Source organism: Halomonas urmiana, from assembly GCF_005780185.1.
GTDB classification, from domain to species: domain Bacteria; phylum Pseudomonadota; class Gammaproteobacteria; order Pseudomonadales; family Halomonadaceae; genus Halomonas; species Halomonas urmiana.
Genome location: NZ_VBUI01000014.1, coordinates 13,872 through 33,284, shown reverse-complemented (window position 1 = coordinate 33,284; position 19,413 = coordinate 13,872). Strand labels below are relative to the sequence as shown.

Genomic DNA, 19,413 nt, shown 5'->3' with positions numbered 1-19,413 from the left:
GCGCCGTCGGCGATGGATCGCCCTTCGGCGAGCCGCGGGCCCTCGGTCCGCGGCTCGCCGGCCTTCATGCTCTTACCCGCCATGCGAGACATCATGACGTCACCGCACTCCCCCCGCGGCCCCGCCGCCTCTGAGGCCCCGCTGCCGCGCCATGTCGCTATCATCATGGATGGCAACAACCGCTGGGCAAAGGCTCGCGGCCTGTCCGGCATCCGCGGCCACCATGCCGGCGTCGAGTCGGTGCGTGCCGTCATCCGCCGCGCCGCCGAGCGCGGCATCGAGACCCTCACCCTGTTTGCCTTCTCCAGCGAGAACTGGAAGCGCCCCCCCAGCGAGGTCAACGCCCTGATGGAGCTCTTCCTGATGGCGCTCCAGCGCGAAGTGAAGAAGCTTCACCGCCACGGCATACGCCTCTCGGTGATCGGTGAACGCAACGGCTTCTCCGCCTCGATCCAGAGGCACATCGCGAGCGCCGAGGCGCTGACCCGCGACAACACCGGCCTGCACCTGGTGATCGCGGCCAACTACGGCGGGCGCTGGGACATCGCCTGTGCCGCGCGTCTCCTGGCCGAGCGTGTCGCCGCCGGCGAGCTCGAGCCCGAGGCGATCGACGAACAGGCCCTCGACGATGAAGTGAGCCTGTCCGGCGACGCCCCGGTGGACCTGTGTATCCGCACCAGCGGCGAGCAACGCATCTCCAACTTCCTGCTCTGGCAGATGGCCTACGCCGAGCTTCATTTCACGCCCGTGCTGTGGCCGGACTTCGACGGTGAGGCCTTCGATCGTGCCCTGGCCGATTACCAGGGTCGCCAGCGGCGCTTCGGCATGACCGATGAACAGCTCGAGGCGCAGCAGGGGGAGTAACCACGTGCTCAGACAACGCATCATCACCGCGGCCTGGCTGGCTCCCCTGGCCCTGTTCGGCCTGTTCGGCCTCGAGGGCGCGGGCTTCGGCCTCTTCACCGCGGCCATCGTGCTGCTCGGTGCCTGGGAGTGGACCAACCTCGCCGGCGTCGACGCGCCGGCGCGTCGCCTGTGGCCGGTGGCCGGCCTCGCCGTGCTGATCGCGTTGTGCTGGTTCAGCGGCGCGGCCGGGGCCACCTGGCTGCTGTGGCTCGGCGCGCTGGGCTGGCTCGTCAATCTCTACTGGGTGACCGGCTATCCCGATCGCCTCGCGCAGTGGCAGTCGACCGGCATGCGCCTGGCCATGGGGCTCTGGGTGTTGCTGCCTAGCTGGGTCGGCTTCAACGTGTTGCGCGAGAGTGGCGCCGTCTGGCTGCTCTTCGTGCTGCTGTTGGTGTGGGGCGCCGATATCGGCGCCTACTTCGTCGGCAAGGCGTTCGGGAAGCGCAAGCTGGCACCCGCCGTCAGCCCCGGCAAGACCCGTGAGGGCGTGGCCGGCGGGCTCGTAATCACCGCCTTGTTGGCGATCGTCTTCGCCGTCTGGCAGGGCCTCGGCCTCGCTGCCGGCCTGGCGCTGCTGGCGGCGACCCTGGTGGTGACCCTGGCTTCGGTGCTGGGCGATCTGCTCGAGAGCATGCTCAAGCGGCATTGCGGCATCAAGGACTCCAGCCGGCTGCTGCCGGGCCATGGTGGGGTGCTCGATCGCATCGACAGCCTGACCGCCGCGGTGCCGCTGTTCGCCCTGCTGCAGGGAGGCGTGCTGTGATGCCGCGCCGGGTGACCGTGCTGGGCGCGACCGGCTCCATCGGCACCAGCACCCTTGAGGTGCTGGCCCTTCACCCGGACCGCTACCGGGTGCATGCGCTGACCGCCCATCGCTCTCGAGAGGCGCTGCTGGCCCAGTGCCGGGTCCACCGGCCGGCACTGGCGGTGCTCGACACCGAGGCCGACGCCGCCTGGCTGCGCGCCCGGCTGGACGAGGCGGGGCTCGCCACCGAGGTGCGCGCCGGGGCCGAGGCCCTGGTCGAGGTGGCCGAGGCCGCCGAGGTGGATACCGTGATGGCGGCCATCGTCGGGGCCGCCGGCCTGCTGCCGACGCTTGCCGCCGTGCGCGCCGGCAAGCGGGTGCTGCTGGCCAACAAGGAGGCCCTGGTGATGTCCGGGGCACTATTCATGGACGCGGTGGCGCGCCACGACGCCACCCTGCTGCCCATCGATTCCGAACATAATGCCATCTACCAGTGTCTACCCGTCGAGCATCGCGGCGGCCTGGCGCGTCACGGGGTGACCCAGCTGCTGCTGACCGCCTCCGGCGGACCCTTTCGTGGCTGGACGGCGGCCGATCTCGCCGCCGTGACCCCCGAGCAGGCTTGTGCGCATCCCAACTGGTCGATGGGACGCAAGATCTCGGTGGACAGCGCCAGCCTAATGAACAAGGGGCTCGAACTGATCGAGGCGTGCTGGCTCTTCGATGCCCGCCCCGATCAGGTGCAGGTGGTGGTGCATCCGCAGAGCGTGATCCACTCGATGGCGGCCTACAGCGACGGCTCGGTGATCGCCCAACTGGGTAACCCGGACATGCGCACGCCGATCGCCTACGGGCTCGCCTGGCCGGAGCGCATTGAGGCCGGCGTCGAGGCGCTGGATCTCTTCCGGGTCGCGCGGCTCGACTTCGAGCCCGCCGACGAATCCGCCTTCCCCTGCCTGCGCCTGGCCCGCGAGGCCATGGCGGCCGGAGGGACGGCGCCGGCGGTGCTCAATGCCGCCAACGAGGTGGCGGTGGAGGCCTTCCTCGATGGCCGCCTCGGCTTCACCGGCATCGGCGAGCTGGTGGCGCGGGTGCGTGATGCGCGTCCGGTCGAGGCCGTGCGTGATCTCGAGACCGTCCTCGCGGCCGATGCCCTCGCCCGGCAGGCGGCACATGACTGGCTGGCGCGGCAATGAGGCGCGCGCCATGACGCTGTTGACTGCAAGGAGACTGCCGTGGGCCTGATCCAGAACGTGTTGGCCGTCATCGTGGTACTCGGCCTGTTGATTACCTTTCACGAGTTCGGCCACTTCTGGGTCGCGCGGCGCTGCGGCGTCAAGGTGCTGCGCTTCTCGGTGGGCTTCGGTACGCCGCTCTGGTCGCGCCGGGATCGCCACGGCACCGAGTTCGCGGTGGCCGCCATCCCGCTGGGCGGCTACGTGAAGATGCTCGACGAGCGCGAAGGCCCCGTCGACCCCGCCGAGCGACACCTCGCCTTCAACAACAAGACGGTCTGGCAGCGCATCGCCGTGGTCTCCGCGGGTCCCCTGGCCAACTTCCTGCTGGCCATCGTCGCCTACTGGGCGCTGTTCGTGGCAGGCACCACCACGGTGGCGCCGGTGGTCGGCAGCGTGGCGCCCGACTCCCCGGCGAGCCAGGGCGGACTCACCCCGGGTCAGGAGATCACCGCGGTGCAGGGCGCGGCGGTGCGCTCCTGGGAGGAGATCAACCTCAAGCTGGTGTCGGCCATCGGCGAGAGCGGCGCGCTCGAGGTGGCGGCGCGCGACGACACCACCGCTACGTCCCGGACCTATCGACTGCCGGTCGAGGACTGGCTGGTGCGTCAGGATCCGCCGCAGCCGTTGGCGACCCTGGGCGTGACGCCCTGGCGGCCGGAGATCCCGGCGGTGCTCGGCCAGGTGGTCGAGGGCGAGGCCGCCGCCGAGGCCGGCCTACGGGCCGGAGACGAGGTGGTGGCGGTGAGCGGCGAGCCGGTGGCCGACTGGATGGCCTTCGTCGATCGCGTGCGCGAAAGCCCCGGCGAGACCCTCGAAGTCGCGGTGCGCCGCGACGGCGAGCGGCGTACGCTCTCCCTCACGCCCCGGCGTCGCCCGCAGGAGACGGGGGAGGCCATCGGCTATATCGGCGCCGGCGCCGAGCCCGTCGCCTGGCCCGAGGAGTATCGCCGCGAGATCCGCTACGGGCCGTTGGCCGCCGTAGGCGAGTCGCTGTCGCGCACCGGCGAGATGACGGTGCTGACCCTGGGCGCCATTCGCAAGATGGTGGTGGGCCTGATCTCGCCGTCGAACCTCTCCGGTCCGATCACCATCGCCCGCATCGCCGGTGATTCGGCGCGCAGCGGCTTCGAGAGCTTCGTCAGCTTCCTGGCCTACCTCTCGATCAGCCTGGGCGTGCTGAACCTGCTGCCGATCCCGGTGCTCGATGGCGGCCACCTGCTCTATTACTTCGTCGAGGTGGTGCGCGGCCGTCCGGTCTCCGAGCAGGCCCAGGCGGTGGGGTTGCGCATCGGCCTGGCCCTGGTCGGCACCCTGATGCTGATGGCGCTCTATTTCGACCTGATGCGGCTCTGGTAGCCGGGCGCCGGCTTGTCAGTGGCCATGACAAATGTATAAGGTGCCTGTCTGGACCGGACGGCAGACCAACGCGAGCGAATCGATTGCATGAAAATCAAGACCATCGGACTGGCGGCGCTGCTGCTTGCCGGTGCCCAGACGGCACTGGCGCAACCTTTCGACGTTGCCGACATCAGGGTTGAAGGACTGCAGCGGGTCTCTCCTGCCTCCGTGTTCAACGCCTTCCCCGTCACGGCCCGCGACCGGGTCGACGAGCTCGAACTGGCCGAGGCGGCCCGCGAGCTCTTCGCCACCGGCCTGTTCGAGGACGTGAGCCTCGCCCGCGAGGGCGACGTGCTGATCATTCAGGTGGTCGAGCGGCCGACGCTGGCGCGCCTCGAGATCGAGGGCAACAGCCAGATTCCCGACGAGGACCTGCGCAACGGCCTCAAGCAGGCCGGCCTCAACGAGGGTCAGGTCCTGCAGCTCTCCACCCTCGAGGAGATCCAGCGTGAGCTGGAGGGCGTCTACCAGTCCCAGGGTCGCTACAGCGCCCGCATCAAGACCTCCGTCGAGGAGGTGGGGGAGGGGCAGGTCCAGGTCAACATCGACATCGACGAGGGCGCGGTCGCCAAGATCCGCCAGATCAACATCGTCGGTAATCGCGACTTCGAGGATGAGCGCCTGCGCGAACTCTTCGAGCTCGAGGACTCCCCGGGCTGGTTCTTCGGCTGGTTCTCCAGCGACGAGTACTCCCGCGAGGCCCTGGCCGGCGATCTGGAGCGGCTGCGTTCCTTCTACCTGGATCGTGGCTACGTGAACTTCGCCATCGAGTCCTCCCAGGTCTCGATCAGCCCCGACAAGTCGAAGATCTTCGTCACCGTGAACATCGACGAGGGCCGCCAGTACCGCCTCGGCGACATCCGCTTCTCCGGCGAACTGCGCATCGCCGAGCGCGAGGCCCGGGAGCTGCTCGAGGTCGAGAGCGGCGAGATATTCTCGCGCAGCGACGTCACCGCTTCCACGGAGGCCCTGCGCTCGCGGCTCGGCGCCGAGGGCTTCGCCTTCGCCAATGTCGACGGGATTCCCGAGGTCGCCGCCGTCGGCGATACCGTGGACCTGGTCTTCCGGGTCGAGCCCGGCCAGCGCGCCTACGTGCGGCGCATCGAGTTCACCGGCAACACCACCACCCAGGACGAGGTGCTGCGTCGCGAGATGATCCAGATGGAGGGCGCGCCCGCCTCCACCGAGTCGATCAGCCGCTCGAAACAGCGCCTGGAACGCCTGGGCTTCTTCAAGCAGGTCGACGTCGAGACGCGGCCCGTGGCCGGCCAGCCCGACAAGCTCGACGTCACCTACACGGTGGAGGAGCAGCCCTCGGGTTCGATCTCGGCGAGCATCGGCTTCTCCCAGAGTGCCGGCGTGATCTACGGCGCGTCGCTCTCCCAGAACAACTTCCTGGGCACCGGCAACCGTGTCAACATCGGCGCCCAGCGCAGCGACACCTACACCAGCCTCAACTTCGGCTTCACCGACCCCTACTGGACCCTCGACGGCATCTCCCGCGGCTACAACCTCTTCTACCGCGAGACCGACTACGAGGACTCGGACATCTCGACCTACTCCACCGATTCCTACGGCGGGGGGATCAACTTCGGTTACCCGATCAACGAGCTGACTCGCCTGAACTTCGGCGCCAGCGTTGAGGATCTGTCGATCAAGACCTATCGCGATACCTCCTCGGAGGTTCAGCGCTACGTCGACGACCAGGGTAGCGATGCCCAGAGCCTGAAGCTCTCGGCCAGCTGGACCCGTAACAACCTCAACCGCGGCATCATGCCGACCGCAGGCAACTACCAGCGGCTGTCGCTGGAGACCGCAGTACCGGGCAGCGACGCCGAGTACTACAAGCTGCGCGCCCGGGCCCGCCAGATCTTCCCGTTCAACGAGGAGCAGACCTGGGGGCTGAAGTTCAGCGGCGAGCTGGGCTATGCCGACACCGTCGGCAACGATCCCTACCCGTTCTACGAGAACTTCTTCTCCGGTGGCCTGGGCTCGGTTCGCGGCTTCACCGGCAACACCCTGGGCACGCCCACCACGCCACCGGAAGGCTCCGGCAGCGAGGACCGCACCCTGGGCGGCAACGTCCTGGTGGAGGGCAGCGCCGAGGTGCTCTTTCCGGTGCCCTTCGTCGAGGATCAGCGCTCGCTGCAGGCCTCGCTGTTCCTGGATGCCGGCAACACCTTCCTCACCGACTGCTACCCGGTGCGCGATGAAGAGGCCGGCCGCCAGCGCTGTGAGTCCGGCGTGGACCTGGGCGAGCTGCGCTACAGCGCCGGTCTCGGCCTCTCCTGGCTGACGCCGGTGGGGCCGCTGACCTTCAGCGTCGCCGAGCCGCTCAACGACAAGGACGGGGACGATACCCAGTTCTTCCAGTTCTCGCTGGGTCAGACCTTCTGATCCGGCCCTGTCCGAGGAAGCCCGCATGCGCAAGCTCACTGCCGCCCTCTGCCTCGGCCTGCTGGTCGCCACCACCGCGCCGGCCCAGGCCGCCGAGGTGGCCGTGCTCGACTGGCGTGCCGCGCTGATGGAGACCGATGCCGCCGAGCGCACCATGAACGACCTGCGCGCGCGCCTCGCCGGCCGGCAGCAGGAGGCGAAGGCCCTGAGCGAGGAACTCCAGGGCATGCAGCAGCATCTGAAGGGCGGCGGCGAGAGCATGACCGAGACCGAGCGGCGCACCACCCTGCAGACGTTCCAGGAGAAGGGGCGGCGCTTCGAGCGGCTGCGCCGGGAGATCGGTCAGGCGCGCCAGCAGGCCGAGCAGGGCTTCCTCCAGGAGGCCGAGCCCAAGCTGGATCAGGCGGTTCGTCAGGTCATCGATCGCCATGGCATCGCGGTGCTGGTGGAACCCAACGGCGTGCTGCATGCCGAGCAGGATCTGCAGGACCTGACCGGCGAGGTCACCGAGCGCCTCAACGCCCTCTACTGAGCCGGCCGTCCCACCACGATAGTGAGTCCCCATGAACCAAGACGCCCGAACCCTCACACTGGCCGACATCGCCGAGCGCCTGGGAGCCCGCCTCACGGGCGACGGCGAGCGGCGGGTGAGCGGCCTGGCCACGCTGCGCGATGCCACGCCGAATCAGGTGGCCTTCCTCGCCAACCGCGCCTACCTCAAGGACCTGCCCGACACCCGTGCCGCCGCGGTGCTGCTGGCGCCCGCCCACGGCGAGGCCTGCCCGGTGGCCTGCCTGGAGCTGGACAACCCGTACCTCGGCTATGCCGAGCTGTCGCGTCTCTTCGACCCCCTGGTCGGGCGCACGCCGTCCGGCACCCATCCCACGGCGGTGGTCGCCGATGACGTCCGCCTGGGCGACAATGTGGCCATCGGCCCCCAGGCGGTGATCGAGGCCGGGGTCACGCTTGACGACGACGTCGTCATCGGCGCCGGCTGCGTGGTGGGGGCGGACTCGTGCATCGGCTCCGGCTCGCGCCTACATGCCAATGTCACCGTCTGCCATGGCGTGGTGATCGGGGCCCGGGCCATCCTGCACAGCGGCTGCGTGATCGGCGGCGACGGCTTCGGCTTCGCCCACGACGGCGGGCGCTGGCACAAGATCGCCCAGCTGGGCGGCGTGGTGCTGGGCGACGACGTCGAGATCGGCAGCTGCTCGAGCATCGATCGCGGGGCGCTCGGCGACACCGTGATCGGCGATGACGTCAAGATCGACAGCCAGGTGCAGATCGCCCACAACGTGCAGATCGGCGACCACAGCGCCCTGGCCGGGTGCGTGGGCATCGCCGGTTCCACCCGGGTGGGCAAGCACTGCATGCTGGGCGGCGGCGTGGGGCTCTCCGGCCACCTGACCATCGCCGATGGCGTGCAGGTCACCGGCATGAGCCTGGTGACCAATTCACTCCTCGAGCCCGGCATCTACTCCTCGGGCACCGGCGCCATGGACAACGCCCAGTGGCGTCGCAACGCGGTGCGTTTCAAGCAGCTCGACGACATTGCCCGTCGCCTGTCGCGGCTCGAGAAGGTCGGTCGCGGCGGTTGAGGCCCGATCATAGGGCGGTATAATCCTCCGCCTGTCTTTGCCGGCGCCCAAGCGCTGGCCTTGCCCCTCCCCGGGAAGGGCATCCTGTCATTTCAGAGGTCGCTACGATGGTAATGGACATCAACGAGATTCGTGAGTATCTGCCCCACCGCTATCCTTTCCTGCTGGTGGATCGGGTCACGGAGCTCACGCTGGGCGAATCCATCGTTGCCTACAAGAATGTCAGCATCAATGAGCCGTTCTTCAACGGCCACTTTCCGCATCACCCGATCATGCCCGGCGTGCTGGTGGTCGAGGCCCTGGCCCAGGCCTGCGGCATCCTCGGCTTCAAGACCGTCAACAAGCTGCCCGCCGACGGCTACGTCTACTACCTCGTCGCCAGCGACAACGTGCGCTTCAAACGCCCCGTGATGCCCGGCGACCAGCTGGTGCTCGAGGCTCGGGTCGAGCGCACCAAGCGCGGCATCTGGAAGTTCATCTGCCGTGCCACGGTGGGCGGCGAGCTGGCCTGCGAGGCCGACATCACCTGTGCCGAGAGGAAGGTCGCTTGATACACCCCACCGCCCTCATCGATCCCGCGGCGCGCCTGGCCGATGATGTCGAGGTCGGCCCTTTCGCCGTGATCGGGGCCGATGTCGAGATCGGGGCCGGTAGCCGCATCGGCCCCCATGTCGTGATCAAGGGCCCCACTGTGCTGGGCGCGCGCACCCGCATCTTCCAGTTCGCCTCGGTGGGTGAGGATTGCCAGGACAAGAAGTACGCCGGCGAGCCGACCCGCCTGGTAGTGGGCGACGACAACGTCATCCGTGAGGGCGTCACCCTGCATCGCGGCACCGTCCAGGATCGCGGCGAGACCGTCATCGGCTCGCGCAACCTCTTCATGGCCTACGTCCATGTCGGTCACGACTGCGTGATCGGCAACGATGGCATCTTCGCCAACCAAGTGACCCTGGCCGGTCATGTGAAACTGGGCGACTTCGTCATCCTCGGCGGGCTCTCGGCGGTCCATCAGTTCTGCCATTTCGGCGACCATGCCATGGCCGGCGGCGGCTCGATCATCACCAAGGACACCCCGGCCTACGTGATGATCAACGGCAATCCGGCCCAGGTTCATGGCCTCAATCTCGTGGGGCTGCGCCGTCGCGGCTTCTCCAAGGAGGCCATTCGCGGCCTGAGCGAGGCCTACAAGCTGGTCTATCGTCAGGGGCTGACCACGGAGCAGGCACTCGAGCAGATTCGTGCCAGCTTTGCTCTGCCCGAGACCGAGGCCTTCGTCGCCTCCATCGAGGCCTCGACCCGCGGCATCGTTCGCTGAGGTGGGCGCGAACATGACGGTGCGTCGCGTCTATCTCGTCGCCGGCGAGCTCTCCGGTGATATCCTCGGCGCCGGCCTGATGCGAGCGCTCAAGGCCCGCCATCCGGGCATCGAGTTTCGCGGCATCGGCGGCCCGCGGATGATCGAAGAGGGCATCGAAACCCGCTATCCCCTGGAAATGCTCTCGGTGATGGGACTCGTGGAGGTGCTCAAGCACCTGCCGGGTCTGGTGCGGGTGCGTCGCGCGCTGAAGCGCGATGCGTTGGCCTGGCGGCCCGACATCATGGTCGGCATCGACGCTCCGGACTTCAACCTGGGGCTCGAGCGTCAGCTGCGCGAGGCCGGCCTCACCACCGCCCACTACGTCAGTCCCTCCGTGTGGGCCTGGCGCCAGGGGCGCGTCAAGGGCATCGCCCGGTCCGTGGATGCCATGCTCACCTTCCTGCCCTTCGAGGCGGCCTTCTACGTGCGTCACCGGGTGCCCGTGGCCTTCGTCGGCCATCCGCTGGCCGACGAACTGCCGCTCGAGAACGACCGCGAAGCGGCCCGCCAGGCGCTGGGCCTGGTGGCGGGGGGAGACGAGTCGCATGACGAGGCGGGGCGAGGTGAGGTGGCAAAGAGGCCGTTGCTCGCGGTGCTGCCCGGCTCCCGCGCCACCGAGATCCGTTTTCTCGGCGCGACCTTCCTCGAGGCCGTCGAGCGCCTGTGCCGGGAGCGTCCGGCGCTCTCGGTGGTGATGCCGGCCGCCACGCCGGCCCGGCGAGGTGAGCTCGAGGCGCTGCTGGCGACGCGTCCGGCCCTCGCGGGGCGCGTGACCCTGATCGACGGTCGGTCGCGGGAGGCCATGGTGGCGAGCGACGCAGTACTGCTCGCCTCCGGCACCGCGGCACTCGAGGCGATGCTCTGCCATCGTGCGATGCTGGTCGCCTACCGCATGGCGCCGGCGACCCACTGGCTGGCCAAGCGGCTGGTCCACACCGACTGGATCTCGCTGCCCAACCTGATCGCCCGCGAGACCCTGGTGCCGGAGCTGATCCAGGACGCGGCAAGCCCCGAGGCGATCGCCGACCGGCTCGGGGTGATACTCGACGACGAGGCGGGACGCAAGGCCCTGGAGGTGCGCTTCGCGGAGATGCACGTGGCCCTGCAGCGCGATGCCAGTCGGCGCGCGAGTGAGGCCATCGAGGCGCTGGTGGCGGGGCGCGCTCTGCCGCAGAGCGTGGCCCCCGAGGCGGGCGAGGTCGCGATCGCCGGGGGCGAACGATGAAGGGCTGGTCATGAAGGAACCGGTCGTGAAGGGCAAGACGCTGCCGCCGCTCTCGATCGACTACGTCGGCGACCGGCTGGCCGGGGTCGACGAGGTGGGCCGCGGCCCGCTGGTCGGTCCGGTGGTCGCCGCGGCGGTAATCCTCGATCCCGCGCGACCCATCGAGGGGCTGAACGACTCCAAGGCGCTTACGGCGCGTCGGCGCGAGGCGCTGGCCACCGACATCCGCGAGCGCGCGCTGGCCTTCGCCGTGGCCGAGGCCAGCGCCGCCGAGGTCGATGCGCTGAACGTCTTCCATGCGACCCATCTCGCCATGCGGCGTGCCATCGACGCCCTGGCGCCGGTGGCCGAGTACCTGCTGGTGGACGGCAATCGCCTGCCCGGGCATCATGTCCCCGGCCAGGCGGTGGTCAAGGGCGATGCCCGCCATCCGGCCATCGCCGCCGCCTCGATCCTGGCCAAGGTCGAGCGCGACGCCGGCATGGTGGTCCTCGATGCGCAATACCCCGAGTACGGCTTCGCCCGCCACAAGGGCTACCCGACCCGCGAGCATCTGGCCGTCCTGGAACGTCTGGGACCGCTGCCCGAGCATCGCCGCTCCTTCGGCCCGGTGAAACGCCAGCTGGCCCTGTTCTAGGTCTCGCAAGCGGCACCACGAGAGGCGCCGGGAGCAGGTCGCAGAGGAGGTCCTATGCCAGGGGTGAGGAGGATTCCTCCGAACGGGCTGGCCATGGATGGCCAGCACCGGCCCTGCAAGCGGAGCAGGACGCGAGAGCGCCGCAGGGCATCGGTAGCGCCCAGGGAGGGGTTCACAGCGCCTCCTCGGATGCCTGCTCCCGGGATAGCCTCGAGCTTCCTGTACTGATTATTTACCGCCAAGCCCCGAGCCCTTTATGACAACGCCCTTCGTTCATCTTCGCGTTCACAGCGAATTCTCCCTGGTCGACGGCCTGGTGCGTCTCAAGCCGCTGATCAAGGCCGCCGTGGCCCAGGGCCTGCCCGCCGTGACGCTGACCGACGAAGCGAACCTCTTCGCCCTGGTCAAGTTCTACACGGGCGCCCAGGACGCTGGACTCAAGCCGATCATCGGCAGTGACCTGTGGCTGGCCAATCCCCACGACGAAGCGCACCCCTATCGCCTGACCCTGCTGGCCATGGACGACACCGGCTATCGCAATCTCACCGAGCTGATTTCCCGGGGGTGGATGCACGGCCAGCGCCAGGGCCAGGCGCTGCTCGACAAGGCCTGGGTGCTGGAGCAGAGCGCGGGGCTGATCGCGCTCTCCGGCGGCCGGGAAGGGGAGGTGGGTCGTCACCTGCTGAGCGACCACCATGACGAGGCCAGCGAGCTGCTCGAGGAGTGGAACGCCGCCTTCCCGGGGCGCTTCTACCTGGAGCTGACCCGCACCGGGCGCTCCCTGGAGGAGGAGTGCGTGCACCTCTCGGTGGATCTGGCCCTCGAGACCGGCACCCCGGTGGTGGCCACCAACGACGTGCGCTTCCTCGAGCGCGAGGACTTCTGGGCCCACGAGACTCGGGTGGCCATCGGCGAGGGCAAGGCGCTGGACGACAAGCGTCGCGAGCGGCGCTACACCGAGGAGCAGTACCTCAAGAGCCCCGAGGAGATGGCCGAGCTGTTCGCCGACATCCCCGAGGCGATCGAGAACAGCGTGATGATCGCGGCGCGCTGCAACGTGGAGGTGCGCCTGGGCGAGATCTTCCTGCCCGAATTCGAGATCCCCGAGGGGCTGACCCAGGACGAATTCTTCCGCAAGATCTCCCACGACGGCCTCACCGAGCGCCTGGACTTCCTCTTTCCGGCCGAGCGCTACCCCCGGGACGGCCAAGAGTACGCCGAGATCGACGCCCGCTACCGCGAGCGCCTCGACTTCGAGCTCAACATCATCATCCAGATGGGCTTCCCCGGCTACTTCCTGATCGTGATGGACTTCATCCAATGGGCCAAGGACAACGACGTTCCGGTAGGGCCGGGGCGTGGCTCCGGTGCCGGCTCGCTGGTGGCCTACGCGCAGAAGATCACCGACCTCGACCCCATCGGCTACGATCTGCTGTTCGAGCGCTTCCTCAACCCCGAGCGGGTCTCGATGCCCGACTTCGACGTCGACTTCTGCATGGAGAAGCGCGACCGCGTCATCGACTACGTGGCCGACCGCTATGGCCGCGACGCGGTCTCGCAGATCGTCACCTTCGGCACCATGGCCGCCAAGGCGGTGGTGCGCGACGTGGCCCGCGCCCAGGGCAAGCCCTATTCGCTGGGCGACAAGCTCTCCAAGCTGATCCCCTTCGAGGTCGGCATGACCCTGGCCAAGGCCATCGAGGCCGAACCCCAGCTCAAGGAGTACCTCGAGGCCGATGACGAGGCCGCCGAGATCTGGGAGATGGCCCTGAAGCTCGAGGGCATCACCCGCGGTACCGGCAAGCACGCCGGTGGCGTGGTGATCGCGCCGACCAAGCTCACCGACTTCTCGCCGCTGCTGTGCGACGAGGAGGGCAACGGCCTGGTGGTGCAGTTCGACAAGAACGACATCGAGGAGGCGGGCCTGGTCAAGTTCGACTTCCTGGGCCTGCGCACCCTGACCATCATCGACTGGGCGCTGGAGATGGTCGACAAGGTGCGCGCGGTCGAGGGCCAGGGGCCGCTTAACATCGACACCATCCCGCTCGACGACGCCCCGACCTTCGAGATGCTCAAGAAGGCCGAGACCACGGCGGTCTTCCAGCTCGAATCCCGCGGCATGAAGGAGCTGATCAAGCGCCTGTTGCCCGATTCGCTGGAGGACATGATCGCCCTGGTGGCGCTGTTCCGCCCCGGCCCGTTGCAGTCGGGCATGGTCGACGACTTCATCAACCGCAAGCACGGCCGGGCGGAGATCTCCTATCCGCACCCGGACTACCAGCACGAGCTCCTGAAGCCGGTGCTCGGGCCCACCTACGGGATCATCCTCTACCAGGAACAGGTGATGCAGATCGCCCAGGTGATGGCCGGCTACAGCCTGGGCCAGGCCGATATGCTACGGCGTGCCATGGGCAAGAAGAAGCCGGAGGAGATGGCCAAGCAGCGCGCCGGCTTCATGGAGGGCTGCGCGGCCAATGGCATCGACAAGGACCTCGCCGGCAACATCTTCGACCTGGTGGAGAAGTTCGCCGGTTACGGCTTCAACAAGTCGCACTCGGCGGCCTACGCGCTGGTCTCCTACCAGACCGCCTGGCTCAAGGCGCACTACCCCGGGCCCTTCATGGCCGCGGTGATGTCCACCGAGATGGACAACCTCGACAAGGTGGTGCCGCTGATCGAGGAGTGCCGCCACCTGGGGCTCACGGTGACCCCGCCGGACGTCAACGTCGGCGGCTACAAGTTCACCGTCGATGAGCAGGCGCGGGTGGTCTATGGCCTGGGCGCGATCCGCGGCGTCGGCGAGGGCCCGATCGGCGCCATCGTCGAGGCCCGCGAGGCGGGCGGCCCTTTCGCGGATCTCTTCGACTTCTGCCGTCGGGTCGACCCCAAGCGCATGAACAAGCGCACCCTGGAGGCGCTGATCCGCTCCGGGGCGCTGGACACCCTGGGGCCGAGCCGGGCGGTGCTCACCGCGGCGCTGGAAGACGCCCTCAAGGCCGCGGCCCAGAACCAGACCAACCAGAACCTCGGCATGATGGACATGTTCGGCGAGGCCTTCGCCGAGCCGGACGAGGGCGAGCAGGACGCCTACGGAGACTATCACCATGCCCGGGAGTGGACCGACAAGGAGCGCCTGGCCGGCGAGAAGGATACCCTGGGGCTCTACCTCACCGGGCACCCCATCGACGAGTACGAGCAGGAGCTCGCCCGCTTCGTCTCCACCCGCATCGGCGACCTCAAGCCGTCGCGCGAGCCCCAGCGGGTGGCCGGCCTGGTAGTCGGCGTACGCACCATGAAGTCCAAGCGCGGCGACACCATGGCCTTCATCACCCTGGACGATCGCACCGGGCGCATCGAGGCGTCGCTGTTCGGCGAGCTCTTCGACCAGCTGCGCGGCCGCCTCGAAGCCGACCAGGTGATGATCGTCGAGGGCGAAGTCTCCAGTGACGACTACTCCGGCGGGTTGCGCCTGCGCGGCAAGGAGGTCACCCCCATGGTCGAGGCGCGCAGCCGCTTCGGGCAGGCGGTGGAGCTCTCCCTGGACGGCGAACGCCTCAACGGCCGCCTGGTCGACAGCCTGCGCGCGAGCCTCGCGCCCTACTGTGATGAGGCGGGCCTGCCGGTGCGCCTCAAGTACCGCAACGCCGAGGCCACGGGCTGGCTGGAGCTCGCCGAGGCGTGGCGGGTCACGCCCTCCGACGAGCTGCTTACGGGGCTGCGCGAGGTGCAGGGGCAGAACGGCGTGCGGTTGAAGTACCGCTAGGCTGGCACGAGGGCGACGGCGGCGTGCTGTCTCCGCGTGATAGCGGCGAGAGGCGCCGGGGACAGGGCGCAGTGGAGGTCCGAGGCCCATGGATGGCCGAGGTAGCGCCCAAGGAGGGGGTCACAGCGCCTCCACGTAGGCCTGTCGCCGGGTTAGCCCCGAGCCGCGGCGCCATACGCTGCTGCCTTGCGCCTTGCGTTGAGGGTGCGATAATGCTCGCCACGCGCAATTTTTTGGCATCGCCCTCCCGGGTCGGAGGGGCGATGAAACTCGACAAGGCGTCTGGCCAATGAACCCCAACTATCTCGATTTCGAACAGCCCATCGCCGAGCTCCAGGCCAAGATCGAGGAGCTGCGGCTGGTCGGCAACGACAGCCAGGTCAACCTCAGCGACGAGATCGGTCGCCTCGAGGAGAAGAGCCGCAAGCTCACCGAGTCCATCTTCAAGGACCTTTCTCCTTGGCAGGTCTCCCAGCTCTCGCGTCACCCTCAGCGGCCCTACACCCTGGACTATCTCGAGCATGTCTTCACCGACTTCGACGAGCTCCACGGCGATCGCCACTTCGCGGATGATGCCGCCATCGTTGGCGGAATCGCCCGGCTGGACGACAAGCCGGTGATGGTCATCGGCCACCAGAAGGGCCGCGACGTGAAGGAAAAGGTGCGCCGCAACTTCGGCATGCCGCGTCCCGAGGGGTATCGCAAGGCGTGCCGGCTGATGGAGATGGCCGAGCGCTTCAAGATGCCGGTGCTGACCTTCATCGACACCCCCGGCGCCTATCCCGGCATCGACGCCGAGGAGCGTGGCCAGTCCGAGGCCATCGCCTACAACCTCGCCGTGATGTCGCGCCTCAAGACGCCGATCCTGGCCACCGTGGTCGGCGAGGGCGGCTCCGGCGGGGCGCTCGCCATCGGCGTCTGCGACGAGCTCGCCATGCTGCAGTACTCCACCTACTCGGTGATCTCCCCCGAGGGCTGCGCCTCGATCCTCTGGAAGAGCGCCGAGAAGGCCCCCGACGCGGCCCAGGCCATGGGCATCACCGCCGAGCGCCTCAAGGAGCTGGGCCTGGTCGACACCCTGATCGCGGAGCCGCTGGGCGGCGCCCACCGCCACCCGGTGACCACCGCCGAGCGCATCAAGTCCTCGCTGCTGGCGAGCCTCGATCGCCTCGAGGCGATGGACACGGAGACGATGCTCGAGCGCCGCTACGAGCGCCTGATGAGCTACGGCGCCCCGGTGTAAGTCCGCGTGCGCGACGCAAGCGCACTGCAGTCCTCGATCGACGACGCCCTGGCCCAGACCCCGCCGGGGCGTTGCGTCTGGATCGCCCTGTCGGGCGGCCTGGATTCCTCCCTGCTGCTGACCCTGGCGGCCCACGCCTGCCTTCGCCATCCTCGCCCGCTGCGCGCTCTGCACGTCCATCATGGCCTGCAGGCCGCCGGCGACGACTTCGAACGCCACTGCCACCGACTCGCCTCGCGGCTCGGCGTGCCGCTCTGGGTCGAGCGCGTCGAGGTCGACCTGACCGCTGGGCAGGGAGTGGAGGGCGCCGCCCGGGAGGCGCGCTACGCCGCCTTCGCCCGGCGCCTGATGCCGGGCGAGACCCTGTGGCTGGCCCAGCACGCGGATGATCAGGCCGAGACCCTGCTGCTGGCCGCCCTGCGGGGCAGCGGGGTGCGCGGCCTGGCCGCCATGCCATCCGGCCGCGACGGGCGAGGGTGGCGCCTGGCGCGTCCGCTGCTCGGTGCGTCGCGGGTCGCGCTCGAAGCCGAGGCGAGGCGTCACGGGCTCGCCTGGGTGGAGGATCCCTCCAACCGCGACGAGCGCCTGGATCGCAACTTCCTGCGCCATCGCGTGCTGCCGCTGCTCGAGACCCGCTGGCCCGCGGCGACTCACTGCCTCGCGCGCAGCGCGGCGCTGGCCGGCGAGGCCGACGGCCTGCTCGACGAGCTCGCCGCGCTGGACATCGAGCGCCTCGGCGGCGATCCCGCCCGACTGCCGGCGGCGGGGCTGCAGGGGCTCTCCGCACCGCGCCGCCGGCTGCTGATTCGCCACGCCTGCCAGCGCCTGGGGCACTCGACTCCGCCCGCCCGGCGCCTCGCGTCGCTGCTCGATCAGCTCGATGCCCGCGCGGACGGCGAGGTACGGGTGGCCTGGCCCGGCGCCGAGGCGCGGGTCTGGCGGGGCCATCTGTACCTGCTGAGTCCTGCCGAGGCCGTGCCGTCGGACGATGAGCGGGGCGAATGGCCGGTGGCGTGGTATGGGCAGACGCCACTCGTCACGCCCCTGGGCGAGTGGAACGTCACGCTGCGTCGAAATGACGGCGCCTCGGCCCCCTTGAGGGTGGCGCCGCGCCGGGGCGGTGAGTGCCTGCGGCTGGCCGGGCGCGGCCGGCGCGACCTCAAGCGGCTGCTGCAGGAGCTCGATGTGCCGCCCTGGGAGCGCGGGCGGCTGTTGGTGGTCCATCGGGGCGAGGAGGCGGTGGCGGTGCTGGCGCCGTCGGGGCGCTGGCGGCTGGTGGCCGAGGGGTGGTCAGTCGCGTGACAGCGTCAGGGTGAAGCCGGCGGCCGCCTGATAGTCGACCTCCTGCTCCAGGTCGTTGAGCAACAGGGCCGGATCCTCCTCCGTGGCGAGGGTCAAGTGTAGCGCCTCGCCGTCGGCCGCGAGGCGCGGCACGCCGGGCGGCTGCTCGGGGCGGGAGTGGTTGATCAGCACGGCCAGGCGCAGCAGGCGGGCCAGCCGGGCGTGGGAGTGCCGCTCGCTGGCGGGAAGCGCCTGCCACTCCTTGAGTGGGAACTTGCGCCGGTGGGCGCGCACCAGGAAGGCCAGCAGCCGCTGCTCCGGGCGTGAGAAGCCGGCCAGGTCGGAGTGCTCCAGCAGGTAGGCGCCGTGCCGGTGAAACTGGCTATGGGAGATGGCCTGGCCGATCTCGTGGAGCCGGCTTCCCCAGTCGAGGAAGCGGACCTCGTCGTCGTCCAGCGCCCAGGCCTCGCGCACCTGCGCGCAGAGCGCCAGGGACGTGGTGGCCACGTGCTCCGCCTGACGTGAGTCCACCCGGTAGTTGCGAGCCAGGCCGGCCAGGGTCTTGAGCCGCGAATCCTCTGGGCTGTGGCGGCCCACCATGTCGTAGAGCACGCCCTCGCGCAGGGCGCCGTCGGCGTAGCGCATCTGCTCCAGGTCGAAGGCCTCGAAGATGGCGCCGAGGATCGCGATGCCGGCGGGGAAGACGCTGGCACGGTCTTCCTTGAGGCCGTCCATGGCCACCTTGTCCAGGCGCTTGCACTTGAGCAGCCGCTTGCGCAGGTCTGCGAGGCCCTTGCGGGTGATCACCCCCTCGGGCCCCTTGCCGGCCGCCGCGATCACCGCGGCGGCGGCTTTGATGGTGCCGCTTGAGCCCACCGGGTCGCTCCAGCCCAGGCGCTGGTAGGGGCGCCGGATGTTGGCCAGCTCGGAGAGGGCGGCGAGCTCGGCGCGGCGCATGCGCTTCTCGCTGAGCTCGCCGCCGCCGAAGAAGCGCCGGGTGAAGGTTACGCAGCCCATCCTCAGGCTCTCCAGGGCCAGCGGTTCGAAGTGCTCGCCGATGATGAACTCCGTGGAGCCACCGCCGATGTCGACGATCAGCCGGCGGCCATCCTCGGCCACCGCATGGGCCGCGCCCAGGTAGATCAGGCGCGCCTCCTCGCGGCCGGCGATGATCTCGATGCGGGTGCCCAGCAGGGCCTCGGCGCGCTCGATCAGCTCTTGGCTGTTGCGCGCATCGCGCAGGGCGTTGGTGCCGACCACGCGCAGGTCGCGGCGGGCGATGCCCTCGAGGAAGGGGGCGAAGCGGGCCAGGCAGTCCAACGCCCGGGTCATGGCATCCTCGCGCAGTACGCCCTCCTCGTCGAGCCCGGCCGCCAGCTGCACCTTCTCGCCGAGGCGGGCGACCACCTGCAGTCGGTCGTCCTGGTAGTTGGCGACCAGCAGGTGGAAGCTGTTGGAGCCGAGGTCGATGGCGGCGAGGCGGCGGGGCTCGGCGGCGATCGCGGGTTCGCTCGCGGTGGCGGAGAACCGGTCCGTTGGCACTATCATGGCGAGTCCTGATGGGCTATGGGAAAGGAGGTTGCGGGTGGCATCCGGCGTTGTCAATTGCCCCGCGACGGCCG

General features: G+C 69.3%; 15 protein-coding genes. 14 read left to right on the top strand and 1 reads right to left on the bottom strand.

Translation table 11 applies throughout. From position 1 onward, the window contains the following. Positions 1-93 precede the first annotated feature (93 nt). The 14 genes from uppS (at position 94) to tilS (ending at position 17,812) form a co-directional block, all read left to right on the top strand. Positions 94-864: a polyprenyl diphosphate synthase gene (gene uppS, locus FEI13_RS10095; RefSeq protein WP_240036492.1), complete on the top strand. Its 771-nt coding sequence runs from the start codon at positions 94-96 to the stop codon at positions 862-864. 4 nt (positions 865-868) lie between these two features. Continuing rightward, on the top strand, positions 869-1,669 hold the full coding sequence (locus FEI13_RS10090; RefSeq protein WP_138181415.1) for a phosphatidate cytidylyltransferase: 801 nt from the start codon (positions 869-871) through the stop codon (positions 1,667-1,669). Continuing rightward, positions 1,669-2,847 carry a 1-deoxy-D-xylulose-5-phosphate reductoisomerase gene (gene ispC / locus FEI13_RS10085; protein ID WP_138181414.1) on the top strand — a complete coding sequence of 393 codons (1,179 nt, stop codon included), beginning with the start codon at positions 1,669-1,671 and terminating at the stop codon, positions 2,845-2,847. The genes FEI13_RS10090 and ispC overlap by 1 nt, the downstream gene beginning before the upstream one ends. Positions 2,848-2,886: 39 nt before the next feature. Beyond that, positions 2,887-4,245 carry a sigma E protease regulator RseP gene (gene rseP, locus FEI13_RS10080; protein ID WP_138181413.1) on the top strand — a complete coding sequence of 453 codons (1,359 nt, stop codon included), beginning with the start codon at positions 2,887-2,889 and terminating at the stop codon, positions 4,243-4,245. An 87-nt stretch (positions 4,246-4,332) separates the two neighbouring features. Next, on the top strand, positions 4,333-6,684 hold the full coding sequence (bamA, locus tag FEI13_RS10075) for an outer membrane protein assembly factor BamA (RefSeq protein ID WP_193555731.1): 2,352 nt from the start codon (positions 4,333-4,335) through the stop codon (positions 6,682-6,684). Between the two features lie 25 nt (positions 6,685-6,709). Continuing rightward, positions 6,710-7,216 carry an OmpH/Skp family outer membrane protein gene (locus FEI13_RS10070; protein ID WP_138181412.1) on the top strand — a complete coding sequence of 169 codons (507 nt, stop codon included), beginning with the start codon at positions 6,710-6,712 and terminating at the stop codon, positions 7,214-7,216. 31 nt (positions 7,217-7,247) lie between these two features. Further along, on the top strand, positions 7,248-8,285 hold the full coding sequence (gene lpxD / locus FEI13_RS10065; RefSeq protein ID WP_138181411.1) for a UDP-3-O-(3-hydroxymyristoyl)glucosamine N-acyltransferase: 1,038 nt from the start codon (positions 7,248-7,250) through the stop codon (positions 8,283-8,285). 107 nt (positions 8,286-8,392) lie between these two features. After that, a complete protein-coding gene (fabZ, locus tag FEI13_RS10060) occupies positions 8,393-8,836 on the top strand; it encodes a 3-hydroxyacyl-ACP dehydratase FabZ (protein ID WP_108445272.1) in 444 nt (147 codons plus the stop codon). After that, entirely contained in the window at positions 8,833-9,600 is a 768-nt protein-coding gene (gene lpxA, locus FEI13_RS10055) for an acyl-ACP--UDP-N-acetylglucosamine O-acyltransferase (RefSeq protein ID WP_138181410.1), read from the top strand. Before fabZ ends, lpxA begins: the two co-directional genes overlap by 4 nt. A 13-nt stretch (positions 9,601-9,613) precedes the next feature. Continuing rightward, positions 9,614-10,867 carry a lipid-A-disaccharide synthase gene (gene lpxB / locus FEI13_RS10050; RefSeq protein WP_138181409.1) on the top strand — a complete coding sequence of 418 codons (1,254 nt, stop codon included), beginning with the start codon at positions 9,614-9,616 and terminating at the stop codon, positions 10,865-10,867. A gap of 10 nt (positions 10,868-10,877) precedes the next feature. After that, positions 10,878-11,504: a ribonuclease HII gene (rnhB, locus tag FEI13_RS10045; RefSeq protein WP_138181408.1), complete on the top strand. Its 627-nt coding sequence runs from the start codon at positions 10,878-10,880 to the stop codon at positions 11,502-11,504. A 256-nt stretch (positions 11,505-11,760) separates the two neighbouring features. Next, the gene (gene dnaE / locus FEI13_RS10040; protein WP_138181407.1) at positions 11,761-15,267 is read left to right on the top strand and encodes a DNA polymerase III subunit alpha; all 3,507 of its coding nucleotides are present in this window, start codon (positions 11,761-11,763) and stop codon (positions 15,265-15,267) included. A gap of 289 nt (positions 15,268-15,556) precedes the next feature. Continuing rightward, entirely contained in the window at positions 15,557-16,510 is a 954-nt protein-coding gene (accA, locus tag FEI13_RS10035) for an acetyl-CoA carboxylase carboxyl transferase subunit alpha (RefSeq protein ID WP_138181406.1), read from the top strand. Between the two features lie 6 nt (positions 16,511-16,516). Beyond that, complete coding sequence (gene tilS, locus FEI13_RS10030; protein ID WP_138181405.1) at positions 16,517-17,812, top strand: tRNA lysidine(34) synthetase TilS; 1,296 nt, start codon at positions 16,517-16,519, stop codon at positions 17,810-17,812. Here tilS and ppx read toward each other — a convergent pair. Further along, positions 17,801-19,339, bottom strand: a complete 1,539-nt coding sequence (gene ppx, locus FEI13_RS10025; RefSeq protein ID WP_138181404.1) for an exopolyphosphatase — start codon at positions 19,337-19,339, stop codon at positions 17,801-17,803. The two genes, tilS and ppx, sit on opposite strands and share 12 nt — an antisense overlap. Between the last annotated feature and the right edge of the window lie 74 nt (positions 19,340-19,413).

Excerpts from the sequence above, each read along its gene's own strand:
- uppS (WP_240036492.1), top strand. The coding sequence starts at position 94 with ATGACGTCACCGCACTCCCCCCGCGGCCCCGCCGCCTCTGAGGCCCCG.
- ispC (WP_138181414.1), top strand. The coding sequence starts at position 1,669 with ATGCCGCGCCGGGTGACCGTGCTGGGCGCGACCGGCTCCATCGGCACC.
- bamA (WP_193555731.1), top strand. The coding sequence starts at position 4,333 with ATGAAAATCAAGACCATCGGACTGGCGGCGCTGCTGCTTGCCGGTGCC.
- FEI13_RS10070 (WP_138181412.1), top strand. The coding sequence starts at position 6,710 with ATGCGCAAGCTCACTGCCGCCCTCTGCCTCGGCCTGCTGGTCGCCACC.
- lpxD (WP_138181411.1), top strand. The coding sequence starts at position 7,248 with ATGAACCAAGACGCCCGAACCCTCACACTGGCCGACATCGCCGAGCGC.
- fabZ (WP_108445272.1), top strand. The coding sequence starts at position 8,393 with ATGGTAATGGACATCAACGAGATTCGTGAGTATCTGCCCCACCGCTAT.
- lpxB (WP_138181409.1), top strand. The coding sequence starts at position 9,614 with ATGACGGTGCGTCGCGTCTATCTCGTCGCCGGCGAGCTCTCCGGTGAT.
- rnhB (WP_138181408.1), top strand. The coding sequence starts at position 10,878 with ATGAAGGAACCGGTCGTGAAGGGCAAGACGCTGCCGCCGCTCTCGATC.
- dnaE (WP_138181407.1), top strand. The coding sequence starts at position 11,761 with ATGACAACGCCCTTCGTTCATCTTCGCGTTCACAGCGAATTCTCCCTG.
- accA (WP_138181406.1), top strand. The coding sequence starts at position 15,557 with ATGAACCCCAACTATCTCGATTTCGAACAGCCCATCGCCGAGCTCCAG.
- ppx (WP_138181404.1), bottom strand. The coding sequence starts at position 19,339 with ATGATAGTGCCAACGGACCGGTTCTCCGCCACCGCGAGCGAACCCGCG.